Origin of the sequence: Bradyrhizobium sp. HKCCYLRH2060 (assembly GCF_051168135.1) — a bacterium.
Classification (GTDB): domain Bacteria; phylum Pseudomonadota; class Alphaproteobacteria; order Rhizobiales; family Xanthobacteraceae; genus Bradyrhizobium.
This window is the reverse complement of sequence record NZ_JBNPUK010000013.1, coordinates 1-23,886: the sequence shown is the minus strand read 5'-3', so window position 1 is coordinate 23,886 and position 23,886 is coordinate 1. Positions and strand designations below refer to the sequence as shown.

The window sequence follows — 23,886 nt, the reverse complement described above, 5'->3', positions numbered from 1 at the left end:
TGACGGCCGCTGCCTGTGATCATAAAAACAAGAGACCGGGTGGACGCTCATGCTGATGATGGATGTCGACGATGCGCAACGGCGCGCTGCTGACACGCCCGACGATGTGCTGATCGCGATCGACCAGGTCTCGAAGAGCTATGTCTCGGCCTCCGGTGCGGCGGTGCATGCGTTGAGCCGGATATCGCTGGACATCAAGCCGGGCGAGTTCGTCTGTGTCGTCGGTCCCTCCGGCTGCGGCAAGAGCACCTTGCTGCGTCTGCTCGCAGGGCTTGATAGTTACGGCGATGGCCGGCTGCTGCTCGATGGCGAGCCCGTCGCCGGTCCCTCGCGCAAGGTCGGCGTCGTGTTCCAGGCCGCCAACCTGCTGCCGTGGATGACGGTGCGCGACAATGTCGCGCTGCCCTTGCGCGTCGGCGGCAGACATGCGCCGGCCGGCGATCGCATCGAACGTCTGCTCGCCGTCACCGGTCTCGGCGATTTCGGCGACAAATATCCCTATGAGCTGTCCGGCGGCATGCAGCAGCGCGCCGGGATCTGCCGCGCACTGGCGCGCGATCCCGAGATCCTGCTAATGGACGAGCCGTTCGGCGCGCTCGATGCGCTGACCCGCGAGCGTCTGAACCTCGAGCTGCAGCGCATCTGGCAGGAGAACCGCAAGACCATCCTGCTGATCACCCACTCGATCTCGGAAGCCATCTTCCTCGCCGACCGCGTCATCGTGATGTCGGCGCGTCCCGGCCGCATCCTGGCCGATCTCGCCGTTCCCATTCCGCGGCCGCGGTCGTTCGACGACATCGTGCTGCATCCGGACTATGCGCGGCTCGCCAGGGAGGTCCGCGGGCTGCTCAATGCGCAGGAGCATGGCCATGACTGATCTTGCCAACGTCGCCGTGTCAGCCATGTCGCAGAAGCCAGCGAGTCCACGCCGCGGCATCAGCCTGGGATCGCCGATCGCCTGGACCGGTCTCGCGGTGCTGATCCTGAGCTGGATCGCCGCGGTCAACCTGCTGAACATCCCGTCCTACATCCTGCCGAAGCCCGAAGCGGTGGTCCGCGCGCTTTGGTCGGGGCTCGCGGTCAGCCCGGCCAGTCCGCTCGGCTACTACCTGCCGCTGTGGAGCACGCTCAGCAACGCCGCTGTCGGCTGCGCCATCGGCGTCGGGCTCGGCCTCGTCATCGGCTCGCTGATGGCCGAGGTCGAGGCCATCGAACGGCTGGTGATGCCCTATGCGTTCGCGCTGCAGAGCCTGCCGAAGGTGGCGATCGCACCGCTGATCGTGATCTGGTTCGGTTTCGGCGACGGCTCCAAGATCGCGATCTCGGCGCTGCTGTCGTTCTTCCCGGTGCTGATCAACAGCTTCACCGGGCTGCGCGCCGTAGAGCCGGAGCGCGTCGACCTGATGCGCTCGCTGTCGGCGTCGCGGCTCGAGACCTATCGCATCGTCAAGCTGCCCAACGCCGCGCCCTTCATCTTCGCTGGCCTCGACATGGCGGTGGTGTACGCGCTGCTCGGCGCGATCGTCGCCGAGTTCTTGGGCGCTCAGCGCGGCATGGGGGTGGTCATCACCCAGGCGCAAGCCGTCTCCGATGTCGCCGGCGTGTTCGCCGCGCTGATCATTCTCGGCGTGCTCGGCATCGTGCTGCACGGGATCGTGCGCTGGTGCGAGGCCAAGGTCGTGCACTGGGGCGCCAATCGGAAAAAATAGGACAGCAGGGAGGAACGTAGGATGGTTTCGCGCAGGTCATTCCTGAAGAGCAGCGCCAGCGCGGCGCTGCTGGTGAGCGGCGCCCCGGCCGGCCTGATGGCGGCGGACGCCAAGAAGATTCGCTTCGGTGTCGGGCTCAAGGCGCTCAACGCCACCATCATCAATTGCGTGATCGGCGAGGCGCTCGGCTACAACGCGCAGGAAGGGTTCTCGCTCGATGTCCAGGCGCTCGGCACCAATGCCAACGTCCAGGTCGCGACCGACCGCGGCTCCGTCACCATCGGCGTCGGCGTGCCGTCGACGGCGCTGCCGCTGCTCGCCAAGGGCGAATGGGGTGGCGCGAAACTGTTCTATCAATATACCTATCCGTACAAATGGGACATCGCCGTCCCGCCCGGCTCCGCGCTCAAGAGCTACACGGACCTCAAGGGCAAGAAGATCGGCGTGTCCGACTTCGGCGCCACCGAATATCCGGTGACCAAGAACGTGCTGAAGGCGCTCGGCCTCGATCCGGACAAGGATGTGAGCTGGGTCGCGGTCGGCAACGGCACGCCGGCGGGCGTCGCCCTGCAGCGCGGCGTGATCGATGCGCTCGCCTATTTCGATACGGGCTTCGGCCAGATCGAGGCGGCTGGCATAGAGCTGGCCTATCTGCCGCGTCCGACCACGATCCCGATGGTCGGCGGTCAGTTCCTGATGGCGATGCCGCAGATGTTCGAGAAGGACAGGGATCTCCTGGTTGGCTTTGGCCGCTCGGTGTGCAAGGCGTCGCAATTCCTGCTCGCCAATCCGACCGCCGGCGCCAGGGCCTTTCTCAAGATGTACCCGGAGACGGCGCCGCGCGGTGCCAGCGAGGACGCGGCGGTCAAGGCCGTGCTGCAGTCGATCAGCCGCCGCATCAAGCTCTACGCGCCGCCCTATGCCGATACGAAGATGGGCGCGATCAACGAGCAGGAGTTCCGCACCGAGGCCGCGATGAACGGGCTGGACATCAAGGACTACAATGCGCTCTACACCAACGAGCTGATCGACAAGATCAACAATTTCGACGCCGTGAAGGTGAAGGCCGAGGCGGCTGCGTACAAGGGATGACGGTGGAGAGCCACGACAGCAGCACCGATCGCGGCCATGCCGTGGTGACCGGAGCCAGCTCCGGCATCGGCCGCGCGGTTGCCGAGCGCCTGCTTGCCGGCGGCTGGCGCGTAACCGGCATCGACCGTGCAGCCTCGGCGCTGTCGCATCCGCGTTTTGCGAGCTTGCAGGCTGATCTGTCGGACCCGCCTGTGCTCATCGAGGTCCTGGCTGAGGTTGGTACGGTCACCGCGCTCGTCCATGCCGCAGGCTACATGCGGGTCGGCCGGCTTGGCGAGCTCGCACCTGACGACAGTGAGGGCATGTGGCGCGTCCATGTTGGCGCGGCTGAAGCGTTGGCCAACGCGCTGGCGCCTGATATGCGCGAGGGCGGGCGGATCGTGCTGATCGGCAGCCGCACCGCCAACGGCGCGGCCGGCCGCAGCCAGTACGCCGCGACCAAGGCGGCACTCACCGGTCTCGCGCGCTCCTGGGCGATCGAGCTGGCGCCGCGCCAAGTCACCGTCAACGTCATCGCGCCAGCCGCCACGGACACGCCGTTCCTGCGCGACCCCAGCCGCGCCGGCACCGCGCCGGTGCTGCCGCCGATGGGCCGCTACGTCGATCCAGGCGAAGTGGCCGCGCTCACCGCCTTCCTGCTGTCGCCGGAAGCGGCTGCCATCACCGGACAGACCATCACCATCTGCGCCGGCGCCTCGCTCTGACGCGGCGCTCGCGACCACGATCAGGAGATTGACCATGACCGTTCGTATCGTCGACGTCCGCGAGGTGACGAAGCCGATCTCATCGCCGATCCGCAATGCCTATATCGATTTCACCAAGATGACGTCGAGCCTCGTTGCGGTCATCACCAATGTCGAGCGCAACGGGCATCCCGTGGTCGGCTACGGCTTCAACTCCAACGGCCGCTACGGCCAGGGCGGCCTGATTCGCGAGCGGTTTCGCGCGCGACTCCTCGAGGCGGATCCCGCCTCGCTGCTCGATGCCACCAAGGACAACATCGATCCGGACAGGGCCTGGACGGCGATGATGATGAACGAGAAGCCCGGCGGTCACGGCGAGCGCTCGGTCGCGGTCGGCACGTTGGACATGGCGATCTGGGACGCGGTTGCCAAGATCGCCGACAAGCCGCTGTTCCGTCTGCTCGCGGAGCGCCACAACCGCAAGGCCGATCCGCGCGTGTTCGTCTACGCCGCCGGCGGCTATTACTATCCCGGCAAGGATCTCTCGGCGCTGCGCCGGGAGATGCGCGGCTATCTCGAGCGCGGCTACAACGTCGTCAAGATGAAGATCGGCGGCGCGCCGATCGAGGAGGATCGCCAGCGCATCGAGGCCGTGCTCGACGAGATCGGTCCGAGCAACCAGCTCGCCGTCGACGCCAACGGCCGCTTCGACCTGGAGACAGCGATCGCCTACGCCAAGATGCTGCGCGACTATCCGCTGTTCTGGTACGAGGAGGCGGGCGATCCGCTCGACTATCATCTGCAGGCGACGCTCGCCGATTTCTATCCCGGCCCGATGGCGACCGGCGAGAACCTGTTCAGCCACCAGGACGCCCGCAACCTGATCCGCTATGGCGGCATGCGTCCGGACCGCGACTGGCTGCAGTTCGACTGCGCGCTGTCCTACGGCCTGTGCGAATATCTGCGCACGCTCGACGTGCTCAGGACCTATGGCTGGTCGCCGTCGCGTTGCATCCCGCATGGCGGCCACCAGATGTCGCTCAACATCGCCGCCGGCCTCGGCCTCGGCGGCAATGAGAGCTACCCCGACCTGTTCCAGCCCTATGGCGGCTTCCCCGACGGCGTTGACGTCATCGACGGCCACATCACCATGCCCGAACTCCCCGGCATCGGCTTCGAGGGCAAGTCGGATCTGCATGCGGAGATGCGCGCGCTGAGCGCTTGAGCCGCGCGCCGTTGAGCAGGGGCCTTCGAGACGCGCCGCAAGCCGCACTCTTCAGCATGACGGAAGCTGGCATCTCGAAGGGCGGCCCGGCGGCGGGGCTCACCAGACTCAATCTTCCAGCAGATTCTCCCGCAAGGTCGTGCCCGTATATCGCGTCCTGAACCGGCCGCGCCGCTGCAACTCGGGAACGACGAGATCGGCGAACTCCTCGAAGCAGCCGGGCGTGTAGGTCGCCGCCAGCATGAAGCCGTCGGCGCCGCCGTCATCCATGTAGTGCTCGATCTGGTCGGCGATGTCCTTGGCGGTGCCGACCGCGACCGGCATGCCCATGCCCTGCGCGTAGATCATCGCCGCCTCCTTCACCGTCACCGGCGCGCCGCCCTTGGCGTAGATGATCGACTCGAACAGACCCTGAATGCCCGGCACCTCGATGTTCTGCACGATGGCATTGCCGTCGAACTTGGAGAAATCCAGCCCGAAATGGCCGGACATCCAGGCCAGCGCGCCCTCCGGCGGAATGCACTCCTTGATTCGCGCGTACTTCTCCTGCGCCTCCGAGCGTGTTTCCGCGACCACGGTCTGCAGGCCGTAGATCAGCTTCACCGAACCCGGCTTGCGATCGAACTTGCCGGCGAGCCGCTCGTTCAGATCGCCGGCATATTGCCTCATGCGGTCGACGTTCGGATGCACGGCGAAGATCGCCTCGGCATGCTTGGCGGCGAAGTCGCGGCCCTGGTTGGATGAGCCGGCCTGCCATAGCACCGGCCGTCCCTGCGGGGAGGGCGCGCAAAAATGCCGGCCATGGCACTTGTAGTACTTGCCCTCGTGGTTCACGACCTTGATCTTGGCGGGATCAGCATAGATGCCGGACACCTTGTCGGCGATGATCGCATCCGGCTCCCAGGAATCCCACAGCTGGTAGCAGACCTCCATGTATTCCTCGAGCCGGTCGTAGCGGCCGCTGCGCTCGGTCATGGTGTGACCATAGGCATCCCATTCGCTCTTGGAGTAGGACGACACGATGTTCCAGGCAACGCGGCCGCCCGAGAGGTGATCGAGGCTCGAGAGCCTGCGGCACATCGAATAGGGATGCTCGAACGCCGTCGACAGGGTGACGCCGACGCCGAGATGCTTGGTCGCGGTGGTGATGATCGGCACGATCGTCGACGGCTCGTGGGTCGGGCACTGCACAGCCCATTTCACGATCGCGTCGGAGCTGTCCTCGTGTGTGTTGTAGGGCGCGAGCTCATCGGCGATGAACATGGCATCGAACATCCCGCGTTCCATCGTGCGGGCCATGTGCTGCCAGTAGTCCGGCCGGGCGAAATCCCAGCCGATCTTGTCCTTGACGTGGCGCCACATTCCGGTGGCGTGACTGTTCACGCCGTGCTGGATGAATCCCAGAAGATGAGCCTTCTTCCTCGTGGTCGTCGTCATGCAATGCTCTCCTTGCGTCCGAAACTCGTCCAGTCCGTCATGAACTTCGGGTGGTCGGTGATCAGGCGCTCTTCTGCTCGACGAAGAAGGCGAGCCCGCATCCAGCCGCCGTCACCAGCGCAAGCAGCGGGCCGGCATAGATCATCGCGGGGGTGAAGCCGACGCCGGCAATGATGACGGCGGACGCGATCACCGAGATCGCTGCCAGCCCGCCATAGCCATAGTCGGGCACGTCGGTCGGCTCGGCGGCGCCGCTGCGATATTCGGCGATGGCGTTCTGCAGGCCGCGCCAGAATCCAGCGAGGAAGAACAGGGTGACGAGAATGCCGACGATCGTGATCAGGACGTACATGGTTGGCTCCTTTGGGATGTCAGAGGGACGGGCGCGCCGAGGACCGGCGCGCCTCGCGCAGCTATTCGGCCGGGGCAGAGACCTCATCGCCGATACGCCGCAGGCCGGTGAAGTCGAAGTTCTCGCCGCCGATCAGACCCGCGATGACGACGGTCAGCCCGCTGATCGCGACGATCGACAGCGTTCCGATCAGCTCGCCGGCCGTGGCGTAGATCGGCATGCCCACGCCGATCGCCAGCGCGATGCCGCCGACGAAGCCGATCATGTTGGTCTTCGGCCACAGGATGGACAGCACCAGCGGCAGCAGGATCGAGGTCTTCAGCGCATAGGTCGTCAGCACCAATGTCGTGAAGTCGAGGCCGGAGAGCACGATCAGGGTCGCGATGATGCCGCCGAGCAGGACCGAAAGCTTGGTGATCACGAACAGGCTGCTCTCGGAGGTTTGCGGGAAGTAGCGCTTGACGATGTCGACGGCGACGACCGAGGACAGCGCGGCACTGGCGCCGTCGATGGTCGAGTAGCAGGCGGCGAGGATGACGAGCACGTAAAGCAGGACCAGGGTCAGACCGAGGCCGATATGGGAGACGATGTAGGGGCCGACCGCGACGATGTCGCCGCCGAAATCGGCCGGCTTGAGGCCATAGGCGATGCCGACCAGGCCGAGCATGCCCAGGCAGATCGGGATCGGATAGAACAGCGCGCCCGACCAGAGGAACACGCGGCCGACGTCGCGGCTCTTGATGGCCCAGACCTTCTGCCAGAATGTCTGGTCCGAGACCGTTGCGGCGAGGAGGCCGAACGCAAGCGTGATGCCGAAGCCCGCGGCGGCATCGGGACGCAGCACCGACAGGTTGCGGGCATCGGCCGCGCCGGCGGCGTTGAAGACCGCTTCCGATCCGCCCGGGATCGCGGCATACACCGCGGCCACGACAATCGCCGCCGGCACGGTGATCATCAGCGTGTTGAGCGTTCCGGTCATCACGCTCGTCCACAAGCCTCCGAAGTATGAATAGGCGAGCACGCAGATGATGCCGACGACGGTCGCCACCTTCCAGTCGATCCCGAACACCGTCGAGACGACGACGGAGGTGCCCTTGAGATTGATCAGGATCTCCAGGATGATTCCGAAGATCATCGTCACGGTGACGATTGCGGTCGCGGCTTTCGACCTGCCGAACCGGTACTCGATGAACTCGGAGATCGTGTAGCCCTCCGGCATGTTCTTGCGCAGGATGCGGGCGAACGGGATCATCGCCATGACCGCGAAGCCGTTGGGCACCACGAACCAGAACAGGCCGGAGAGGCCCCATTGATACGTCATCGCCGAGCTCATCATCACCGCCATGGCCCAGGTCCAGACGGCGATCACCGAACCGACGCCGAAACCGAAGCCGACTCGGCGGTCGGCGATGATGAAGTCGTGAGTGTTTCGAACGAGCAAGCTCTTCACGGCATAGGACAGGGCGAGCGAGAACAGGCCTAGTCCGATCATCGACGCATACCCGAGGGTCGGCGTCAGGCTCGGCATCGCGGCAAAGATCGATTTGTCCATTGCGATTTCTCCGGGGTTCAGGAACTCTGGTGAAGCGTGTGATAGTTGCGGGCGTGGTAGAGCAGCGGCGCGCCGCCGCCCGCATGGGCGGAGGTCACGTCGCAGAGCACGATGGCGTGGTCACCGGACGGGATCAGATCGACGATGGCAGTGCCCAGCTGTCCGAGAGCGCCCGCGATCAGCGGCGCCTGGCCGGCGCCTTCGATCGTCGCCACGTCATCATAGGAGCCGGGTGCGAGCTTGCTCGCGAAGCGATCGGACAAGGCCCGTTGGCCGGCGCTGAGGACGGAAATCCCAACGCTCAGGCCGACGCCGAGGCAGGCGTAACTCTGGCTGCTCTGCGCGACGCAGAACAGCACCCGTGGCGGCTGCAACGAGACCGACGTGACCGAGGTGGCCGTGAAGCCATGGAGCTGTCCGCCGCGCCGGAACGTCACGATGCAGACGCCGGATGCGAGCTGGCTGAACACGTCCTTGAAGCCCTGTCGTATGTCGCCGGCGGAAGTGATCGTGGCTTCGAGCGCGCTCATGACATCTGACCTTCGAAAGCGAGTGTGCGATTGTCCCTGAGCGGGCGGATCACCTGCTTCATGAACGGGCCGGCGTCGCGCATCGGGTCGTCGAACTGACAGACGATGCGGTCGAGGCCCAAGGCCTGCAGCTGGGGGATGCGGTTGCGGATGTCCTCGAAGGAACCGATCAGGCCGAGCTCGAAGCCGGCGTTGGAATCGACCATCTGTTCCTCGCCGAGCGCGGCCCAGGCGGCGGCGCCGGAGCTGCCGATCACCTTGCGGAAGAAGTCGATCGTCTGTGAATTGCGGCGACCTACGACCGTCTTCCAGCGCTGCCTTGCCTGCTCGGTCGTCTCGGTCGCGATGACGTAGGCATTCGCTGCGATCAGGATGGTCCGGCCCCAGCTGTTGGCCTCCTGACGCACCGCCTCGATGCGCCGCTTCAGCTCCTCGTCGCCCATGCCATTGAGGAACAGGCAATGGCCCCATTCCGCGGCCATCTGCATGGCGCGGCCGGAGTGGCCGGCGATCCACACCTCCGGCAGGGCGTTCTGGTCCAGGCCATAGGTCGGTGGCTGCTTGAGCTCGATCGGCTGCGCCTCTCCAGGCGGAGCGTCCGTCCCGGCAATTTCGGCAGGCGGCTGAAACAGGCCATAGAGCGTGCGCAGGAACTCGCCGGCGCGGTCGTAACGTCCGTCATGATCCAGCCAGTCGACGCCGGACAGGTCGAACTCCTCCTTCCACCAGCCGCAGACGATATTCATGCCGAGCCTGCGCTCCGCGATCTTCGACAGCGTGTCGAGCATCCGGGCGACGAGGAACGGCGAGCGGAAGCCGGGCTTGATGGCGCCGCAAAGCCCGACCTTGCTGGTGACGGCGGCGATCGCCGCCAGAATGCTCCAGGCGTCGGCGACGCTCTCGCTCGGGCCATGGATGCAGTTGAGCAGGTTCTCCGAGGCGTAAAGGAAGTCGAACCCGAGCGCTTCGGCCTGCTGGGCGATCGCGAGACAGGCGGCAACGTCAGGGCCGGTCGGTGCGTCCAGCGAACGCAGCCAGCCGCCATAGACGGGAAGCCAGATGCCGAACTCCATCACGCGACCCCGCATGCTGCGAAGGAGGCGCGCGGAGCACGATCATGGATCGGTGCCTCGTCGGTGGGTGTCGCAGAAGGTGCAGGCGGCATATCCTCGCTGTCCTCGCTCGAAAGCCTTCGTGCGAAGTAATTAGCAAGCGTCTTGCCAAACCGGGTCGCGCGCAGGCGTATGCGGTCGGTGCTGAAAATAGCGGCGTGATTGATCGATAAAACGTCCTGAAGTGCCTGCGACGAAAGCAGATCGGAACTACTTATTCATTCAGTTCATGCGCACTGAAGTGTATGAATGATGCGGCGCCGCTTTTGATGCTGGTCCCTGCGAGGATGAAACGAATTCATCGAAAGCGATGGGAGTGACTGGTTTGACGGCAGGCCGGCTCGGGAACTGGTTCGAATTTGTCCGTGGGAGCGCATTCGGCGGCGAGCCGGACGTCGCCGAGGCCCAGGAGAGTCCATGACCTTCGAGCAAATGAGGATCTTCCTCGAAGCCGCTCATTTTGGCAGCTTCACCCATGCTGCCGAGCGGCTGGGCCTCACGCAATCGGCGGTCAGCGTCTCGATCAAGAAGCTGGAGGAGAAGCTCGACGTCCCGCTGTTCGACCGCTCCGGGCGCCGGCTGATGCTGACCGAGGCCGGACAGGTGCTGTTGAACGAGGCCGAGCGGATCCTGCGTGACATCGAGCTGACGATGCGCCGTGTCGAAGGCCGGCGTCCCGCCTCACCGTCCGCGCTGGTGGCATGCACCGCCAGTGCCTACGACTTCTGGATGCCGCATCTTCTGGCGCGGGACAATGGTCCCGGCGCGTTCGGTGTCGATCTCGTCCGTGGCAGCGTCAACGAGGTAGCGGCTTATGTGATGCGGGGAACGGCGGATGCGGGGGTGACCAGCGCCATGCCGAGCCACCCGCAGTTCCGCCAGGTCGCCGTGTTCGCCGACCGACTGGTGCTATGCGCTCATCCCGAGCGGGCGCAGCACGTGCCGGCCGATCTGAGCTGGAAGTCGCTGGCCGAGCAGGCGCCCTTGTTGTGGGAGCACGGCGAGCTGACGCAGACGCTGACCGCGGCGCTCGTCTCTCACCGGGTCGAGCCCGAGCGTGTGGCGCATCCCGTCCTCAAGCTGTCGTCGAGCACGGCGGTGATCTCGGCGCTGCTTGGCGGCCGCCATATCGGCTTCGTGTCGGATCGCGCCGCGCAGCCGTGGCTGGCGTCGGGGCGGCTCGTGCGGATCGGAACGCCGGAGATTCCCGTGCGCTATTGGCTGTTCGGCCTGCGTGAGCACGACATCGACAGGTTCGTGGCGCTGTTCGGTGCGCGCGTGGAATAGCTCCGGCCGCGCGCCTGCGCGGTGAGGGGCGATGACTGCCCGACGGGCAATCTGCTCATGACAGCTCTGCGTGAACTGCCCGTCGAGCCAGTTTGCCGCACCGTTGCGGCCTTGTGTCGTCGGGCAAATCAGGACGATGTTCCCACGCATCCCGCCTCACTCGGAGGGGCGTTGCGCGCGATCGTCACGACACGCGAGGCGGGGAGGCGATGGCCGCGAGGTGCCGCAGCGTAGCTTGCTACGCGGACGAACGGCAGCTTGCGGACGTGAAGTCGTGTGGTCCTGACCTCCCGGTGCCGAGGTCAAGTCGACGCCAGCGCTTGACGCGCTGCGTTGATGACGGGGGCAATCAAGCCGGTCCCCGGGGAGAGCGCGAAGTAAGCGTAAGCCCGTCGCGCAGGGAATGCCGGATGTTCGGCTGAACCTGTGGTACCTGCCGCCTGCATTTTTTTCGCAGGCGGGCCATGGGTGAGGCCTTCACCCGGCATTCCCTGCGCCCTCCGACCTGATGAGGGCGACGACGACCGGCAGAGCTCGGGCGAGATACGCCGCGGGAATGCAGGCGTGCGCCAAAATGTAACTGTCGTCCCGGGCAAGCCACGACGGCGCGAAGCGACGGCGTGGTGCTGACCCGGGACCCATAGCCACAGGACGATGTCATTGCACACGATGGGGGACCAGCGTCGTGTTTCAACAGCCGCCGGTGGTTATGGGGCCCTGCGTTCGCAGGGACGGCAGCGAAGGAATGCAGGAAGACCACGGATCGCAGCTAAGAGCAGATCCCAATGCGCGAGCCATCCGGCGTCTGGCAGGCGACGCTTCGCGCAGGCGCCTCCTACGCCTTCGCCGCCTTCGACGCCAGCGCATCGGCCACCGCGGTGCGGATGTCGGCGACCGAGAACGGCTTGGTGATGACGTCGTGAGCGATTGCGCTGAGATTCGACGCCCGCTCGCGCTGATGGGCAAAGCCGGTCATCAGCAGGATGGTGAGGTCGGGAAAATCGCGTGCTGCCGACAGTGCCAGCGCGATGCCGTCCATGATGGGCATCTGGATGTCGGTCAGCAACAGGTCGAAGGCGCCGGCCTCGCGCGTCAGGATGTCGAGCGCCTCGGCACCGTCCTGCGCCGTCACGATCTCATGTCCATCCATGGCAATGGCGCGCGCGACCAAGGTCCGCATCGAATCTTCGTCGTCGGCGATCAGCACGCGCGACATGTCGTTTCGTCTCCGTGTCGTGGGCCCCGCGGGCGACCCACGAGACCGGAACCATCATGCACTGCCGGCGGCGAGATCGCGCCGGTTGAAGAACCGTATATCGATATTGCGGCCTTCGGGAGGGGGCGAGGCGAGCCGCGACTTGAACGTCGTGCGCTCACCGGGCTTGAGCGCGGTCTGCTCGAGCAGGGTGTTCCAGGCGTAGATCTCGGTGCCCTGCGCGTCACGGACGCTGAAGCGCAGCCGCGGCAGGTCGACCGGTTTCTTCGTCAGGCTGACGATCGTCCCCTCGATCACCAGCACCGGCTTGCCGTCGACGGTTTCGGTCGCGACCTTCACGTCCTTGAAGCTCAGGCCGCGCAGGTTCACCTCGAGCCCGACCAGCTTGTAGAACGACGCCGTCTGCGGCAGCAGCCTGACGACGTCGGCGCGCCACACCACCAGCGCAATCGTGAGCGCCGCCATGGCGGCCGTCAGCACCGGCAGGTTCAACAGCCTATGGCCTGGGACATCCGGCAATTTCGGGCGCCTGATGAGCGTGCGGAGACCGGCGAGGCGCGAAGCCCCGCTCTGCACCGGCTGCTCGGCCTCTTCGGTGTCGTCCTCGGGCTCGGCGAGCGCGTCCTCGGGCCAGCCGGCGGCCAGCGGCGGACTTTCCACCTCGGGCTGGCGTCCGTCGTCGTCGTCTTCCTGGCGGGCGAGGGCTTCCCACTCGTCGGCGGCGTCACGCGGCGCGGCGGCCGCGCCGGCCTCCGCCATGGCAGGCATGGGGGCGGGCGCCTCGACCGCATCCTCCGGTCGCGCCAGCCAGACCTCCTTGCAACGGGAACAGCGTACGCTGCGGCCGGCCATACCCAGGGTTGCCAAGTCGATGGCATAAGATGTCGTACAATGAGGGCAAACGATGAACATCGCGCCGGTTCTCCAACGGCCATTGCCGCTTTGTTTCCGACAGTTCGTGCTACAAGGACCGCCATGTCGACGAACTTCGGAACTCAATCGCGCCAATGGTACACGGCGACCGTTAACGAACCGGAAACCATAACGGGCGCTCAATCGGGCCATCGTACCGCTGAGCTTGGAGCGTGCGGGTCTGCCGCGCACGCGGTCGAACGGAGCTGACGCTTTGGTTCGGTTCGAAAATGTTGGGCTGCGCTATGGACTGGGGCCGGAGATCCTCCGCGACCTCAGTTTCCAGGTTCCGGCCCATTCCTTCCAGTTTCTCACTGGCCCGTCGGGCGCCGGCAAGACCTCGCTGCTGAAGCTGCTGTTCCTGTCGCTGCGGCCGACCCGCGGCCTGGTCAATCTGTTCGGCTACGACATCTCGCTGCTCAGCAAGGAGGAGATCGCCGATCTGCGCAAGCGCATCGGCATCGTGCTGCAGGATTTCCGGCTGCTCGACCACATGACGACCTACGAGAACGTGGCGCTGCCGTTTCGGGTCATGGGCCGCGACGAATCGAGCTACCGCAAGGAGGTCATCGACCTCCTGAAATGGGTCGGTCTCGGCGAGCGCATGGATGCGCTGCCGCCGATCCTGTCGGGCGGTGAGAAGCAGCGCGCGGCGATCGCGCGCGCCGTGATCTCGCGGCCGCAGCTGCTGCTCGCGGACGAGCCGACCGGCAACGTCGATCCGACACTGGGTCGCCGCCTTCTGCGGCTATTCATCGAGCTGAACCGCTCGGGCACGGCGGTGATCATCGCAACCCATGACATCACGCTGATGGACCAATACGAGGCCCGCCGGCTGGTGCTGCATCAGGGACGATTGCACATCTATGAGTAGCGTAGACGATCGCGGCCTTCTGGTCGATCTCGGCGACGACCGCCCGCAACTGCCGGCGCAGGCCCGCATCGTGTCGCCGATCGTGCCGCGCGCCTCGATCGCGGGCCGCGCGCTGGTCGCCGTGGTCGCGATCATGACCTTCCTGGCCTCGATCACGACCGGCGGCGTGCTGCTGGTCAGCGAGTCCGCGGCCGAGTGGCAGTCGGAGGTGGCGAGCGAGATCACGGTCCAGGTCCGTCCCAAGACCGGCCGCGACATCGAGCGTGACATTGCCCTGGTGACGGACGCGATGCGGGGGCAGTCGGGCATCGTCGAGGTCCGGCCCTTCACCAAGGAGGAGTCCAGCAAGCTGCTGGAGCCGTGGCTCGGCAGCGGCCTGTCGTTCGACGAGCTTCCGGTGCCGCGCGTGATCATTGCGCGCGTCCAGCCCGGCACCAGCTTCGATCTCAACGCCCTGCGCACCCGCGTGACCCAGGTTGCGCCGACCGCCAGCGTGGACGACCATCGCGCCTGGATCGAGCGGATGCGCTCGATGACCGGCGCGACCCTGTTTGCAGGCTTCGGCATTCTCGTGCTGGTGATCGCGGCCACCATCATCTCGGTGTCGTTCGCGACCCGCGGCGCGATGGCAGCGAACCGGCCGATCGTCGAGGTGCTGCACTTCGTCGGCGCCGGTGACCGCTACATCGCCAATCACTTCCTGCGGCACTTCCTGCAGCTCGGACTGGAGGGGGGCGTGATCGGCGGCGGCCTTGCGATGCTCGGATTCGGGTTCTCGGAGTCGATCGCCAACTGGTTCTCCGGCACCCCCGTCGGCGATCAGTTCGCGGCGTTGCTGGGGACGTTCTCGCTGCGCCCGCTCGGCTATGTCGCGATCGCGCTGCAGGCCGTGGTGATCGCCGCGGTGACCGGCTGGGCCGCACGCCGGACCCTGTTCACGACGCTGGCGAGCATCGACTGATGGCGGCTTCTATCCCCAGCCGTCTCGTTGCGGATTTCACTTGGCCCGAAAACCGCCTAAAATCGTCTGCGCCGGGGTGAGGCAGACGGGGTGAGCTGGGTCACGAACACGGCGGAGATCGCGCGCCAGGATCGGCGGCGAGCGAACGTGATCGGGAGGCCGGCGAAACCTGCCTGCGTTCCCGGACTTGAACGACGGGATCGCGCGACGGCATGGCGCCGCGCGCAGGCAGGCAAGGACAAGCCAGGCGTTGCATGGAGCCGGAGACCGACCATAGCAGGCGAAAGCTGCCGCTCACCGTGGCGGTGTGGCGGACGGTCGCGGGCGCCGTGGCGACGCTCGGGGTCGGTTTTTTCGTCGCGGCGGTCGGTTTCGTCGGCTTCCTTTCGCAATTGCGGGGCGCCGAGATCCAGCCCGAGCGCAAGGCGGACGGAATCGTGGTCCTGACCGGCGGCTCGTCACGCGTATCGGACGCGGTGGAACTCCTGGCGGGAGGCTATGGCCGGCGGCTGCTGATCTCCGGCGTGCATCCGACCAACGAGGCCAGCGACATCACCCGGTCGCTGCCCGAGGCGCGATCATTCATCAACTGCTGCGTCGATCTGGATTATTCGGCGATCAACACCCGCAGCAACGCCGCGCAGACGCGGCGATGGGCCAGCGAGCGCGGCTTCAAGTCGCTGATCGTGGTGACGTCGAACTATCACATGCCCCGGGCCATCGTCGAACTCTCGCATGCGATGCCAAGCATGGATCTCATTCCCTATGCCGTCGTCGGCGAGAAATGGCGCGACGAGCCGTGGTGGACCAGCGCGCCGACGGTGCGACTTCTGCTGTCCGAATACGCCAAATATGTCGCCGCCGAGATGCGGCTGCGGCTGGCCGATCTCGGCCTCGATCTCGTGCCCGAGGTCGATCCGCCAACCGGCTCGGTGTCGCGCCGACCGACGACGGCGCAAGCCAATTGAACTGGGTTTCTGATGGTCTCGATCTTCCTTCGTTCGCTGCTGTTCAACATCCTGTTCTACCCGAACTTCGTGCTCTGGGCGCTGATCGCGTTGCCGACCCTGGCGATGCCCCGCAAGGCGCTGCTGCGCGTCGCCAACTGGTGGGCGCAGAGCAACATCGTGTTGATGCGAGTCGTCTGCAACATCCGCGTCGAATATCGCGGCGTCGAGAAGATCCCGAAGGGGCCGCTGATCGTCGCCGCCAAGCATCAGTCGATGTGGGAGACGATCTCGCTGCTGCATTTCTTCGATGCGCCGTTCTTCGTTCTCAAGCGCGAGCTGCTGCGGATTCCCTTGTTCGGACAGTATCTCGTCAAGGCGGACATGATCGCGATCGACCGCAGCTCCGGCGCCCGCGCGTTGAAGCAGGTGATGCGGCGGGCGGCGGAGGAGGTGAAGCATGGCCGTCAGTTCGTGATCTTCCCGGAAGGCACCCGGCGCCCGGCGGGCGCACCGCCGGACTACAAGGGCGGCGTCGGTTTGATCTACACGGATTGCGGCGTACCCTGCCTGCCGGTGGCCCTGAATTCGGGTTTGTTTTGGCCACGCCGCACATTTCTGCGCTATCCGGGCACGCTCGTCGTGGAGTTTCTCGATCCGCTGCCGCCTGGCCTGCCGCGCGATGAGTTCATGGCGCGGATTCAGGGTGTCATCGAAGAGGCGACCGGCCGGCTCGTCGCCGCGGGGCAAGCGGAACAGGCGCAGTTGTTTGGCGGGGTGCGGGCGCCGGTGAAGGCTTGAGGGCTATGTTTTGCCTGGCGCAGGATGCAGCGAGTGGCCGTCATCGTGCAGCATCGTCGCCAGCCGATGCAACTGCGTATCGCGAAAGCCCTGCGCCTCGATCGCCTTCACGGTCGAGATCACGTAGTCGCGATTGGCGCCGGACTGGCCGTGACCCTGGCGCACATGGCGCAACTGCTCCTGCGGCGACAGCCGGCCGGCATATTGCACATGGCCGCGATCGACCACGTAGACCAGCGCGCTCACCCGCTCGCGCGCCTCGTTCTCGAGCCACACCGAGCGCGTCACTTCGCGATACACCGAGGTCACCTGCTCACGTTCCCGCAAGTAGGCGATGGTCTCGTCGCGCTTGTCTGCTGCGACCCGAAACGCAATGCCGCGACACGCGCCGCCGCGATCGAGACCGAGCACGAGGCCCGGCTTCTCCGGCGTTCCGCGGTGGACGAACGAGTAGACGCACAGCGCGCGATGCTCGCCGATCAGCCGAGCCGGCACCTGCTCGACGAAGTCGAAGCCAGGGCGCCACATCAGCGAGCCATAGCCGAACACCCAGAGGTCGCCATCGGGAAGGTCGGGTTCGGAGAGGGTCATTGCGGACATCAATGCGGAAGCCTAAGTACGGTGCTCGCGAATTGTTAATTTAGATACACAATCCGTGATCGCCGAATTGCCAAAATTGCTGCCCAAAGGGTGTCCTGCATGTCTCGTTCGCCGCAACCGCCGCGCAGGCGCTCTCGCTGGGGGCTTTTCATCGCTCCCGTCCTGCTCCTGATCGCCGCTGTTGCGTGGAGCGCATTCTGGTTCTTCGCCGCTTCGCAAGTGGATGTCCAGGCCGACGCCTGGCGTGCGCGCGAAGCAAAATCGGGACGCGTCTATGACTGCGCGAAGCGCTCGGTCGCCGGCTTCCCGTTCCGGCTCGAGGTCCGCTGCACGGATCCGAGCGTGGCGCTGTTCTCGCAGGCCGCCGGCACGCCCTTGATGAATGCGAAGCTCGACGAGATCCTCGTCGTCGCGCAAGTGTGGGATCCGAAGCGGATCATCGCGGAGTTCAAGGGGCCAGCGATGATTGCCGACGGACGCGGACCGACCTCGTTCTCCGTGAACTGGCGCGTCGGCGAGGCCAGCGTCCGCGGCCTCCCGGGGCCGCCGCAGCGCGCCGACCTCGTGTTCGAACAACCGACCATCGACCGCATCGAGGGCAACACCGCCGTGCCCGCAGCGCGCGCCGATCATGCCGAATTGCACGGCCGTCTCGCCGAGGGCACGCCGTCGGATCATCCGGTGCTGGAGACTGCGCTGCAGATCGAAAACGGCAGCATCCAGGGCGGTCATCCGCTGCTGGCCGAACCGTTCAATGCCGACATCCAGGCCCGCGTCACCGGGCTCAAGGACTTCCGGCCCAAACCCTGGCCGGAGCGGTTTCGCGAGATCCAGGCCGCCGGCGGTCATGTCGAGATCGTCCAATCGCGCATCCAGCAGGGCGAGTTGCTCGCCGTTGCCTCGGGCACGCTCAGCCTGACCGCCAACGGCAACATCGATGGCGAGGTGCAGATGACGGTCGCCGGGATCGAAAAGGTCATCCCGGCGCTCGGCCTCGACAAGATGCTCGAGAACGGCGTGCCGCAGGGAACGCTTGATCGCGTGGCGCCCGGTGTGAAGTCGCAGGACGTCAACAACCTGCTCGGTGCGCTCGACCGCGCCATTCCCGGCCTCGGCAAGGTCGTCAAGCAGAACGCCAATGTCGGCGTCGCACTTGGCATCAATGCGCTCGGCAAGGAGGCCACCCTCGAAGGCCGCAAGGCGCGGACCTTCCCGCTGCGGTTCTCCGACGGCGTCGTCGTGCTCGGTCCGTTCAAGGTCGCCCGCGTCCCTCCGCTGTTCTGACCTCAGTTCTTCTTCAACTGCGGCAGCGGCCGGCCGAAATCCGGCGCCGCCGAATCCTGGCCGATATCGACGATGCCGCGGCGGATCGCGCGCGTGCGGGTGAAGTGATCGAACAGCGCCTCGCCGTCGCCGCGCCGGATCGCCCGCGTCAGCTTCGACAGGTCCTCGGTGAAGGTGCCAAGCATGTCGAGCACGGCATCCTTGTTGCTCAGGAAGATGTCGCGCCACATCGTCGGATCGGAGGCGGCGATGCGGGTGAAGTCGCGGAAGCCGCCGGCGGAGAACTTGATCACCTCGGACTCGGTCACCTGCGCCAGCTCGTCGGCGGTGCCGACGATGGTGTAGGCGATCAGATGCGGCAGGTGGCTGGTGATCGCGAGCACGCGGTCGTGATGGTCCGGCGTCATGATCTCGACCTTGGCGCCGAGCGCCGTCCAGAACGCACGCAGACGATCGATCGCGCCGGCATCGACGCCGTCGGGCGGCGTCAGGATGCACCAGCGGTTGATGAACAGCTCGGCGAAGCCGGAATCGGGCCCGGAATTCTCGGTGCCGGCCACGGGATGGGCCGGCACGAAGTGGACGTTCGCCGGAAGATGCGGCGCCATGTCGCGCACGATCGCGCCTTTCACCGAGCCAACGTCGGAGACGACGGCGCCCGGCTTCAGATGCGGCGCGATCTCGGCCGCAACCGGACCGCAGGCGCCGACGGGAATGCAGAGGATGACGAGATCGGCGTCCTTGACCGCCTCTTCATTGCTCGCGACGACGCGGTCGACGACGCCGAGCTCGGCGACACGCGCGCGCGTCTTCTCCGAGCGCGCCGTGGTGACGATCTCGCCGGCCACGCCCTGCAGCCGCGCCGCGCGCGCGATCGAGCCGCCGATCAGGCCGAAGCCGATCAGCGCGACGCGTTCGAATCGCCCCGCGACGCTCATGTCGCCCTCATGAATTCGCTGAGAGCCTCCACGACCAGACGATTGGCCTCCTCGGTGCCGATCGTCATGCGCAACGCGTTCGGCAGCTTGTAGTTGGCGAGCGCGCGCAGCACGAGGCCGCGCCGGGTCAGGAATTCGTCGGCCTCGACCGCGGTCTTGCCCTTGTCGGTCGGGAAGTGGATCAGGATGAAATTGGTGACACTCGGCGTCACCTTCAGCCCAAGCTTGCCGATCTCCTCGGTCAGCCAGTTGCGCCACGTTTCCGTGTGCGTTTTCGACATCTGCTGATGCGCGGTGTCCTCGATCGCGGCGACCGCCGCGAGCATCGCCGGCGAGGAAACGTTGAACGGTCCGCGGATGCGGTTGATCGCATCGACGATATGCGCCGGGCCGAACATCCAGCCAACGCGGAGCGCCGCGAGCCCGTGGATCTTCGAGAACGTATGGGTGACCACGGTGTTCTCGGTCGTGGCGACCAGCTCGAGCCCGAACTCATAGTCGTTGCGCGAGACGTAATCGGCATAGGCGGCGTCGAGCACCAGCACGACCTGCGACGGCAGGCCGGCGCGCAGCCGCTTGACCTCGTCGAACGGGATGTAGGTGCCGGTCGGGTTGTTCGGGTTGGCGAGCCAGACCAGCTTGGTGCGCGGCGTCACCGCGGCAAGGATGGCGTCGACGTCGGTGCGATACTCCGTCTCCGCGGCAACCACGTTCCTGGCGCCGCAGGCCATGGTCGCAATCGGATAGACCAGGAAGCCGTGCGCGGTCGAGATCGCCTCGTCGCCTTGGCCGAGAAAGGTGTGTGCCAGCAGATTGAGGATCTCGTCGGAGCCGGCGCCGCAGACGATGCGGTCGGGATCGAGGCCGTAGGTGCGGCCGATCGCCTGGCGCAGCACCCGTGAAGTCCCTTCCGGATAATCTTCCAGGTGAGTGGCCGCACTCTTGAACGCCTCGATCGCCCTCGGCGAGGGGCCGAACGGGGTCTCATTGGCCGACAGTTTGAAAACCTTGCGGCCCGGCTCCGGCTGGGGACTCTTGCCCGGTGTATAGGGCGCGATATCGAGGATGCCGGGGTTCGGCACGGGGCGGTTCATCGTCAACTCCGGAAAATCATCACTGGCGCGGGGCGTCTCAGCTCGGAACCGTATAGCGTTTCGCATGGCCGCCGACGAGGGCGGCGGAGCGTACCGAGGCGCCCGCCGCGATCAGGGCAGCCCTGATCTTGTCGAGGTTCGACGGCGACTCGATCGATACCAGCAGTGCGGCGCCGTCGAAGGCGGTATCGGGCACCGCGATGACGTCGGCGAGCGGCGACAGCGCCCGCGACACCTGCGCATTCCAGCCGGAGACGCGGATGCTCCAGGTCTCGACCTCGAGCACCAGCGCATCGTCGGCGACGCGCGACACCGCGAACACCGGCAGCGCGGCGGGATGGTCGGCGCGCTCGATGAACGGCATCCGCGCGATGATCTTTGGTGCGCCCACGGGCTCGAGCGTGATCCACCACGGCGTATGGCCGGAGGTCGTCGACACCAGCGCGAGATCGCCCTTCGAGCGCGCCACAGCCTCGACTGCGGCTTGCGCGCTGAAATGCGGCACGTAGGGCACCACGAATCCGAAATGGAACCTGGCGGAATCGCGCATCGCGGATTCTCCGACCGACACGTCGGCATGAACCGAGAACGGCGCCTGCACATAGGTGAAGGTCGAGACGATCACGCGCCAGATCCCCTCGACGGTGTCGAGCGGCAGGATGCCGCGATGGCGCTGCACCAGGCGGCGCATCATGTCGGCCTCGCGCGCGGGCCTGAACGCCGAGCCAACCTCCTGGGTCTTCTTGACCTTGATCAGCCGGTCGATGATGTCGGCCCTGTTCATCAGCAACTGATGGACCTGCTCATCGATGGCATCGATCTCCTTGCGCAGATCGGCGAGCGAGGGCGGGGCGGGCGGCGGGTTCGACATGGTCCGTGTCACTCTTCGCGAGGCCACGGGAAAACCTGCGGCCAAAGGAACGGATGCCGTTCTCTCCGATGCCGCGGACCTGCGCAACAGCAAGTTTACCTTGCGCCATCCAGGCTTGGCTGACCTGCGGCAGAGCGCCCGACCAACGGTCAACCCCAGCTTGCCTTGACGAATAGCGCCCGCGGGACTAGTTTCTGCCCGTTCCGTGGTCATTTGAGCCGGCCGGCTTGCAGCCACGTTAAAAAACTCGCTAAACAGGCCGGGGACGTTATCGATCCCGGCCGAACCCCAGTTCAGGCCGGGTTTTTCATGGCCTGATGTGTCACGTGGTTCGGGAGCCCTGGCCGGATGGCTGGGGTGAGAGACATGACAGGTCTGACGCCGAAGTCCAAATCTGCGACGTCCAAATCCGCGACGCCTACATCCGCGTTGCGCACGGTCGCGCCCGACGAGCGCTCGCACGAGGTCGATCATCCGAGCTCGCCGGTGGCGCAGTTCGGCGCCGACAAGCCGCTCAGGCTCGATTGCGGCGTCGACCTGTCGCCGTTCCAGATCGCCTACCAGACCTACGGCGAGCTCAATGCCGACCGATCGAACGCGGTGCTGGTCTGCCACGCGCTGACCGGCGACCAGCACGTCGCCAACCGCCATCCCGTCACCGGCAAGCCCGGCTGGTGGGAGACGCTGGTCGGTCCCGGCCGCCCGCTCGATCCCAGTCGCTATTTCATCATCTGCTCCAACGTGATCGGCGGCTGCATGGGCTCGACCGGGCCGGCCTCGCTGAACCCCGCCACCGGCAAGGTGTGGGGGCTCGATTTCCCGATCATCACCATCCCCGACATGGTGCGGGCGCAGGCCATGCTGATCGATCATCTCGGCATCGACACGCTGTTCGCCGTGGTCGGCGGCTCGATGGGCGGCATGCAGGCGCTGCAATGGACGGTGGCCTATCCGCAGCGCGTGTTCGCCAATCTCGCGATCGCCTGCGCGACGCGCCACTCGGCGCAGAACATCGCCTTCCACGAGCTTGGCCGCCAGGCCGTGATGGCCGATCCCGACTGGGATCACGGCCGTTACGCCGACAAGGGCACGCATCCGCATCGCGGCCTGGCTGTGGCGCGCATGGCTGCGCACATCACCTACCTCTCCGACGCCGCCTTGCATCGCAAGTTCGGTCGCCGCATGCAGGACCGCGAGCTGCCGACGTTCTCCTTCGACGCCGATTTCCAAGTCGAGAGCTACCTGCGCTACCAGGGATCGTCCTTCGTCGAGCGCTTCGACGCCAACTCCTATCTCTATCTGACGCGGGCGATGGATTATTTCGACATCGCCGGCGACCATGACGGCGTGCTGGCGGCGGCGTTTCGCGGCATCAAGACCCGTTTTTGCGTGGTGTCGTTCACCAGCGACTGGCTGTTTCCGACTGCGGAGTCGCGCGCGCTGGTGCATGCGCTCAACGCCTCCAGCGCGCGGGTGTCGTTCGCCGAGATCGAGACCGACCGGGGCCACGACGCGTTCCTGCTCGATGTCCCCGAGTTCTTCGAGATCGCCAGCGCCTTTCTCGATTCCGCCGGCAAGGCGCGCGGGCTTGCCCATGCGAAGGGAGACTGAGCCATGAGCATGCAGGGTGTGCTGCCGCTGAACGGCTTCACTGGCGGCGAGGTGCTGGCCTATCGGCCTGATCATCTGCTGGTCGCCGGCATGGTCGAGCGCGGCTCCAAGGTGCTCGACATCGGCTGCGGCGATGGCGATCTGCTGCAACTGCTGGAAAGCCGCGGCATCGACGGCCGCGGCATCGAGCTGTCCCGCGAGGGCGTCAACCATTGCGTCGCCAAGGGGCTCGCGGTGGTGCAGGGCGACGCCGATACGGATCTCGTCGATTATCCGGACGACGCGTTCGACTACGTGATTCTGTCGCAGACCCTGCAGGCGACGCGGCAGCCCAAGGTCGTGCTGGAGAACCTGCTGCGCATCGGCCGCCGCGCCATCGTCACCTTTCCGAATTTCGGCTTCTGGCGGCTGCGGCTGCAGTTGCTGGTCGGTGGCCACATGCCGCGCACCGACAATCTGCCCTTCACCTGGTACGACACGCCGAACATTCATTTCTGCACCATCAAGGACTTCGTGCAGCTCTGCGACGAGATCGACGTCAAGATGGAACGCGCCGTCGCCCTCGATAGTTACGGCCGTCCCCTGCGCGTCGCCATGCCCTGGTGGTTCTGGAACATGTTCGGCGAGCAGGGGGTGTTCCTGCTGAGCAGGGGTGAGCGGCGGTAGGGAACCGAGCGCAGCCCCGGGGTGCTGCCGAAGTTTGGTCCTCGCTCTCTCCCCACGTCATGGCCGGGCTTGACCCACGGCTGTCCGGTTCAGCTTCCGCATATTGCGAGGCTCAACTGTTGTGGGTTTTTG

At 66.0% G+C, this 23,886-nt stretch carries 24 protein-coding genes and 1 riboswitch; of the genes, 13 read left to right on the top strand and 11 right to left on the bottom strand.

The genetic code is table 11. The features are described from left to right. The first annotated feature begins 49 nt into the window (after window positions 1-49). From ACQR10_RS23675 to ACQR10_RS23655, 5 genes are read left to right on the top strand one after another with little or no spacing between them, the layout of a single operon-like run. Window positions 50-877, top strand: a complete 828-nt coding sequence (locus ACQR10_RS23675) for an ABC transporter ATP-binding protein (RefSeq protein WP_316218853.1) — start codon at window positions 50-52, stop codon at window positions 875-877. Next, window positions 870-1,709, top strand: a complete 840-nt coding sequence (locus ACQR10_RS23670; RefSeq protein ID WP_316218854.1) for an ABC transporter permease — start codon at window positions 870-872, stop codon at window positions 1,707-1,709. The genes ACQR10_RS23675 and ACQR10_RS23670 overlap by 8 nt, the downstream gene beginning before the upstream one ends. 21 nt (window positions 1,710-1,730) lie before the next feature. Beyond that, window positions 1,731-2,801, top strand: a complete 1,071-nt coding sequence (locus tag ACQR10_RS23665) for an ABC transporter substrate-binding protein (protein WP_316218855.1) — start codon at window positions 1,731-1,733, stop codon at window positions 2,799-2,801. Beyond that, window positions 2,798-3,505 carry an SDR family NAD(P)-dependent oxidoreductase gene (locus tag ACQR10_RS23660; protein ID WP_316218856.1) on the top strand — a complete coding sequence of 236 codons (708 nt, stop codon included), beginning with the start codon at window positions 2,798-2,800 and terminating at the stop codon, window positions 3,503-3,505. The genes ACQR10_RS23665 and ACQR10_RS23660 overlap by 4 nt, the downstream gene beginning before the upstream one ends. 34 nt (window positions 3,506-3,539) lie before the next feature. Continuing rightward, a complete protein-coding gene (locus ACQR10_RS23655) occupies window positions 3,540-4,709 on the top strand; it encodes a mandelate racemase/muconate lactonizing enzyme family protein (RefSeq protein ID WP_434881701.1) in 1,170 nt (389 codons plus the stop codon). 108 nt (window positions 4,710-4,817) lie between these two features. Here ACQR10_RS23655 and ACQR10_RS23650 read toward each other — a convergent pair whose 3' ends face one another. The 5 genes from ACQR10_RS23650 to ACQR10_RS23630 all read right to left on the bottom strand — a co-directional run bounded on the left by ACQR10_RS23650 (window position 4,818) and on the right by ACQR10_RS23630 (window position 9,653). Then, window positions 4,818-6,146: an LLM class flavin-dependent oxidoreductase gene (locus tag ACQR10_RS23650; RefSeq protein WP_316218858.1), complete on the bottom strand. Its 1,329-nt coding sequence runs from the start codon at window positions 6,144-6,146 to the stop codon at window positions 4,818-4,820. A gap of 61 nt (window positions 6,147-6,207) precedes the next feature. After that, on the bottom strand, window positions 6,208-6,498 hold the full coding sequence (locus ACQR10_RS23645) for a hypothetical protein (RefSeq protein WP_315805706.1): 291 nt from the start codon (window positions 6,496-6,498) through the stop codon (window positions 6,208-6,210). A gap of 61 nt (window positions 6,499-6,559) precedes the next feature. After that, window positions 6,560-8,050 (bottom strand): sodium:solute symporter family transporter, encoded by a 1,491-nt coding sequence (locus tag ACQR10_RS23640; RefSeq protein ID WP_316218859.1) that lies wholly within the window; start codon window positions 8,048-8,050, stop codon window positions 6,560-6,562. Window positions 8,051-8,067: 17 nt separating this feature from the next. After that, complete coding sequence (locus tag ACQR10_RS23635) at window positions 8,068-8,580, bottom strand: flavin reductase family protein (RefSeq protein ID WP_316218860.1); 513 nt, start codon at window positions 8,578-8,580, stop codon at window positions 8,068-8,070. After that, window positions 8,577-9,653, bottom strand: a complete 1,077-nt coding sequence (locus ACQR10_RS23630; RefSeq protein WP_316218861.1) for an LLM class flavin-dependent oxidoreductase — start codon at window positions 9,651-9,653, stop codon at window positions 8,577-8,579. The genes ACQR10_RS23635 and ACQR10_RS23630 overlap by 4 nt, the downstream gene beginning before the upstream one ends. Window positions 9,654-10,109: 456 nt before the next feature. Here ACQR10_RS23630 and ACQR10_RS23625 point away from each other — a divergent pair, with 456 nt between their 5' ends. Beyond that, window positions 10,110-10,979, top strand: a complete 870-nt coding sequence (locus tag ACQR10_RS23625; protein WP_315805710.1) for a LysR family transcriptional regulator — start codon at window positions 10,110-10,112, stop codon at window positions 10,977-10,979. An 835-nt stretch (window positions 10,980-11,814) separates the two neighbouring features. Here the strand turns inward: ACQR10_RS23625 and ACQR10_RS23620 are convergent. Both ACQR10_RS23620 and ACQR10_RS23615 read right to left on the bottom strand, forming a co-directional pair. Beyond that, entirely contained in the window at window positions 11,815-12,195 is a 381-nt protein-coding gene (locus ACQR10_RS23620) for a response regulator (protein WP_315805711.1), read from the bottom strand. A 54-nt stretch (window positions 12,196-12,249) separates the two neighbouring features. After that, window positions 12,250-13,107: an MJ0042-type zinc finger domain-containing protein gene (locus ACQR10_RS23615; protein ID WP_316218862.1), complete on the bottom strand. Its 858-nt coding sequence runs from the start codon at window positions 13,105-13,107 to the stop codon at window positions 12,250-12,252. A gap of 214 nt (window positions 13,108-13,321) precedes the next feature. Between ACQR10_RS23615 and ftsE the strand changes: the two genes are divergently transcribed. From ftsE to ACQR10_RS23595, 4 genes are all read left to right on the top strand, one after another. Then, the gene (gene ftsE, locus ACQR10_RS23610) at window positions 13,322-13,981 is read left to right on the top strand and encodes a cell division ATP-binding protein FtsE (protein WP_315805713.1); all 660 of its coding nucleotides are present in this window, start codon (window positions 13,322-13,324) and stop codon (window positions 13,979-13,981) included. Continuing rightward, complete coding sequence (locus tag ACQR10_RS23605) at window positions 13,974-14,942, top strand: cell division protein FtsX (protein WP_315805714.1); 969 nt, start codon at window positions 13,974-13,976, stop codon at window positions 14,940-14,942. The genes ftsE and ACQR10_RS23605 overlap by 8 nt, the downstream gene beginning before the upstream one ends. A gap of 254 nt (window positions 14,943-15,196) precedes the next feature. Beyond that, on the top strand, window positions 15,197-15,910 hold the full coding sequence (locus ACQR10_RS23600; protein ID WP_315805715.1) for a YdcF family protein: 714 nt from the start codon (window positions 15,197-15,199) through the stop codon (window positions 15,908-15,910). Between the two features lie 12 nt (window positions 15,911-15,922). Then, entirely contained in the window at window positions 15,923-16,690 is a 768-nt protein-coding gene (locus ACQR10_RS23595) for a lysophospholipid acyltransferase family protein (protein WP_315805716.1), read from the top strand. 3 nt (window positions 16,691-16,693) lie between these two features. Here ACQR10_RS23595 and ACQR10_RS23590 read toward each other — a convergent pair whose 3' ends face one another. Continuing rightward, entirely contained in the window at window positions 16,694-17,290 is a 597-nt protein-coding gene (locus tag ACQR10_RS23590; protein ID WP_410051479.1) for a gamma-glutamylcyclotransferase, read from the bottom strand. 99 nt (window positions 17,291-17,389) lie between these two features. On the opposite strand from ACQR10_RS23590, the gene ACQR10_RS23585 reads away from it, so the two are divergent. Then, window positions 17,390-18,574: a DUF2125 domain-containing protein gene (locus ACQR10_RS23585; RefSeq protein ID WP_316218864.1), complete on the top strand. Its 1,185-nt coding sequence runs from the start codon at window positions 17,390-17,392 to the stop codon at window positions 18,572-18,574. A gap of 2 nt (window positions 18,575-18,576) precedes the next feature. Here ACQR10_RS23585 and ACQR10_RS23580 read toward each other — a convergent pair whose 3' ends face one another. The 3 genes from ACQR10_RS23580 to ACQR10_RS23570 are packed head-to-tail and all read right to left on the bottom strand — an operon-like array spanning window position 18,577 to window position 21,477. Beyond that, on the bottom strand, window positions 18,577-19,512 hold the full coding sequence (locus ACQR10_RS23580; RefSeq protein WP_315805719.1) for a prephenate/arogenate dehydrogenase family protein: 936 nt from the start codon (window positions 19,510-19,512) through the stop codon (window positions 18,577-18,579). Continuing rightward, the gene (gene hisC, locus ACQR10_RS23575; RefSeq protein WP_315805720.1) at window positions 19,509-20,606 is read right to left on the bottom strand and encodes a histidinol-phosphate transaminase; all 1,098 of its coding nucleotides are present in this window, start codon (window positions 20,604-20,606) and stop codon (window positions 19,509-19,511) included. Before hisC ends, ACQR10_RS23580 begins: the two co-directional genes overlap by 4 nt. A 37-nt stretch (window positions 20,607-20,643) precedes the next feature. Further along, on the bottom strand, window positions 20,644-21,477 hold the full coding sequence (locus ACQR10_RS23570) for a chorismate mutase (protein WP_315805721.1): 834 nt from the start codon (window positions 21,475-21,477) through the stop codon (window positions 20,644-20,646). Between the two features lie 195 nt (window positions 21,478-21,672). Continuing rightward, window positions 21,673-21,752, top strand: a riboswitch (SAM riboswitch). A gap of 82 nt (window positions 21,753-21,834) precedes the next feature. Here ACQR10_RS23570 and metX point away from each other — a divergent pair. Beyond that, the gene (gene metX / locus ACQR10_RS23565; RefSeq protein WP_316218865.1) at window positions 21,835-23,088 is read left to right on the top strand and encodes a homoserine O-acetyltransferase MetX; all 1,254 of its coding nucleotides are present in this window, start codon (window positions 21,835-21,837) and stop codon (window positions 23,086-23,088) included. Between the two features lie 3 nt (window positions 23,089-23,091). After that, complete coding sequence (gene metW / locus ACQR10_RS23560; protein WP_315805723.1) at window positions 23,092-23,754, top strand: methionine biosynthesis protein MetW; 663 nt, start codon at window positions 23,092-23,094, stop codon at window positions 23,752-23,754. Window positions 23,755-23,886: the final 132 nt, after the last annotated feature.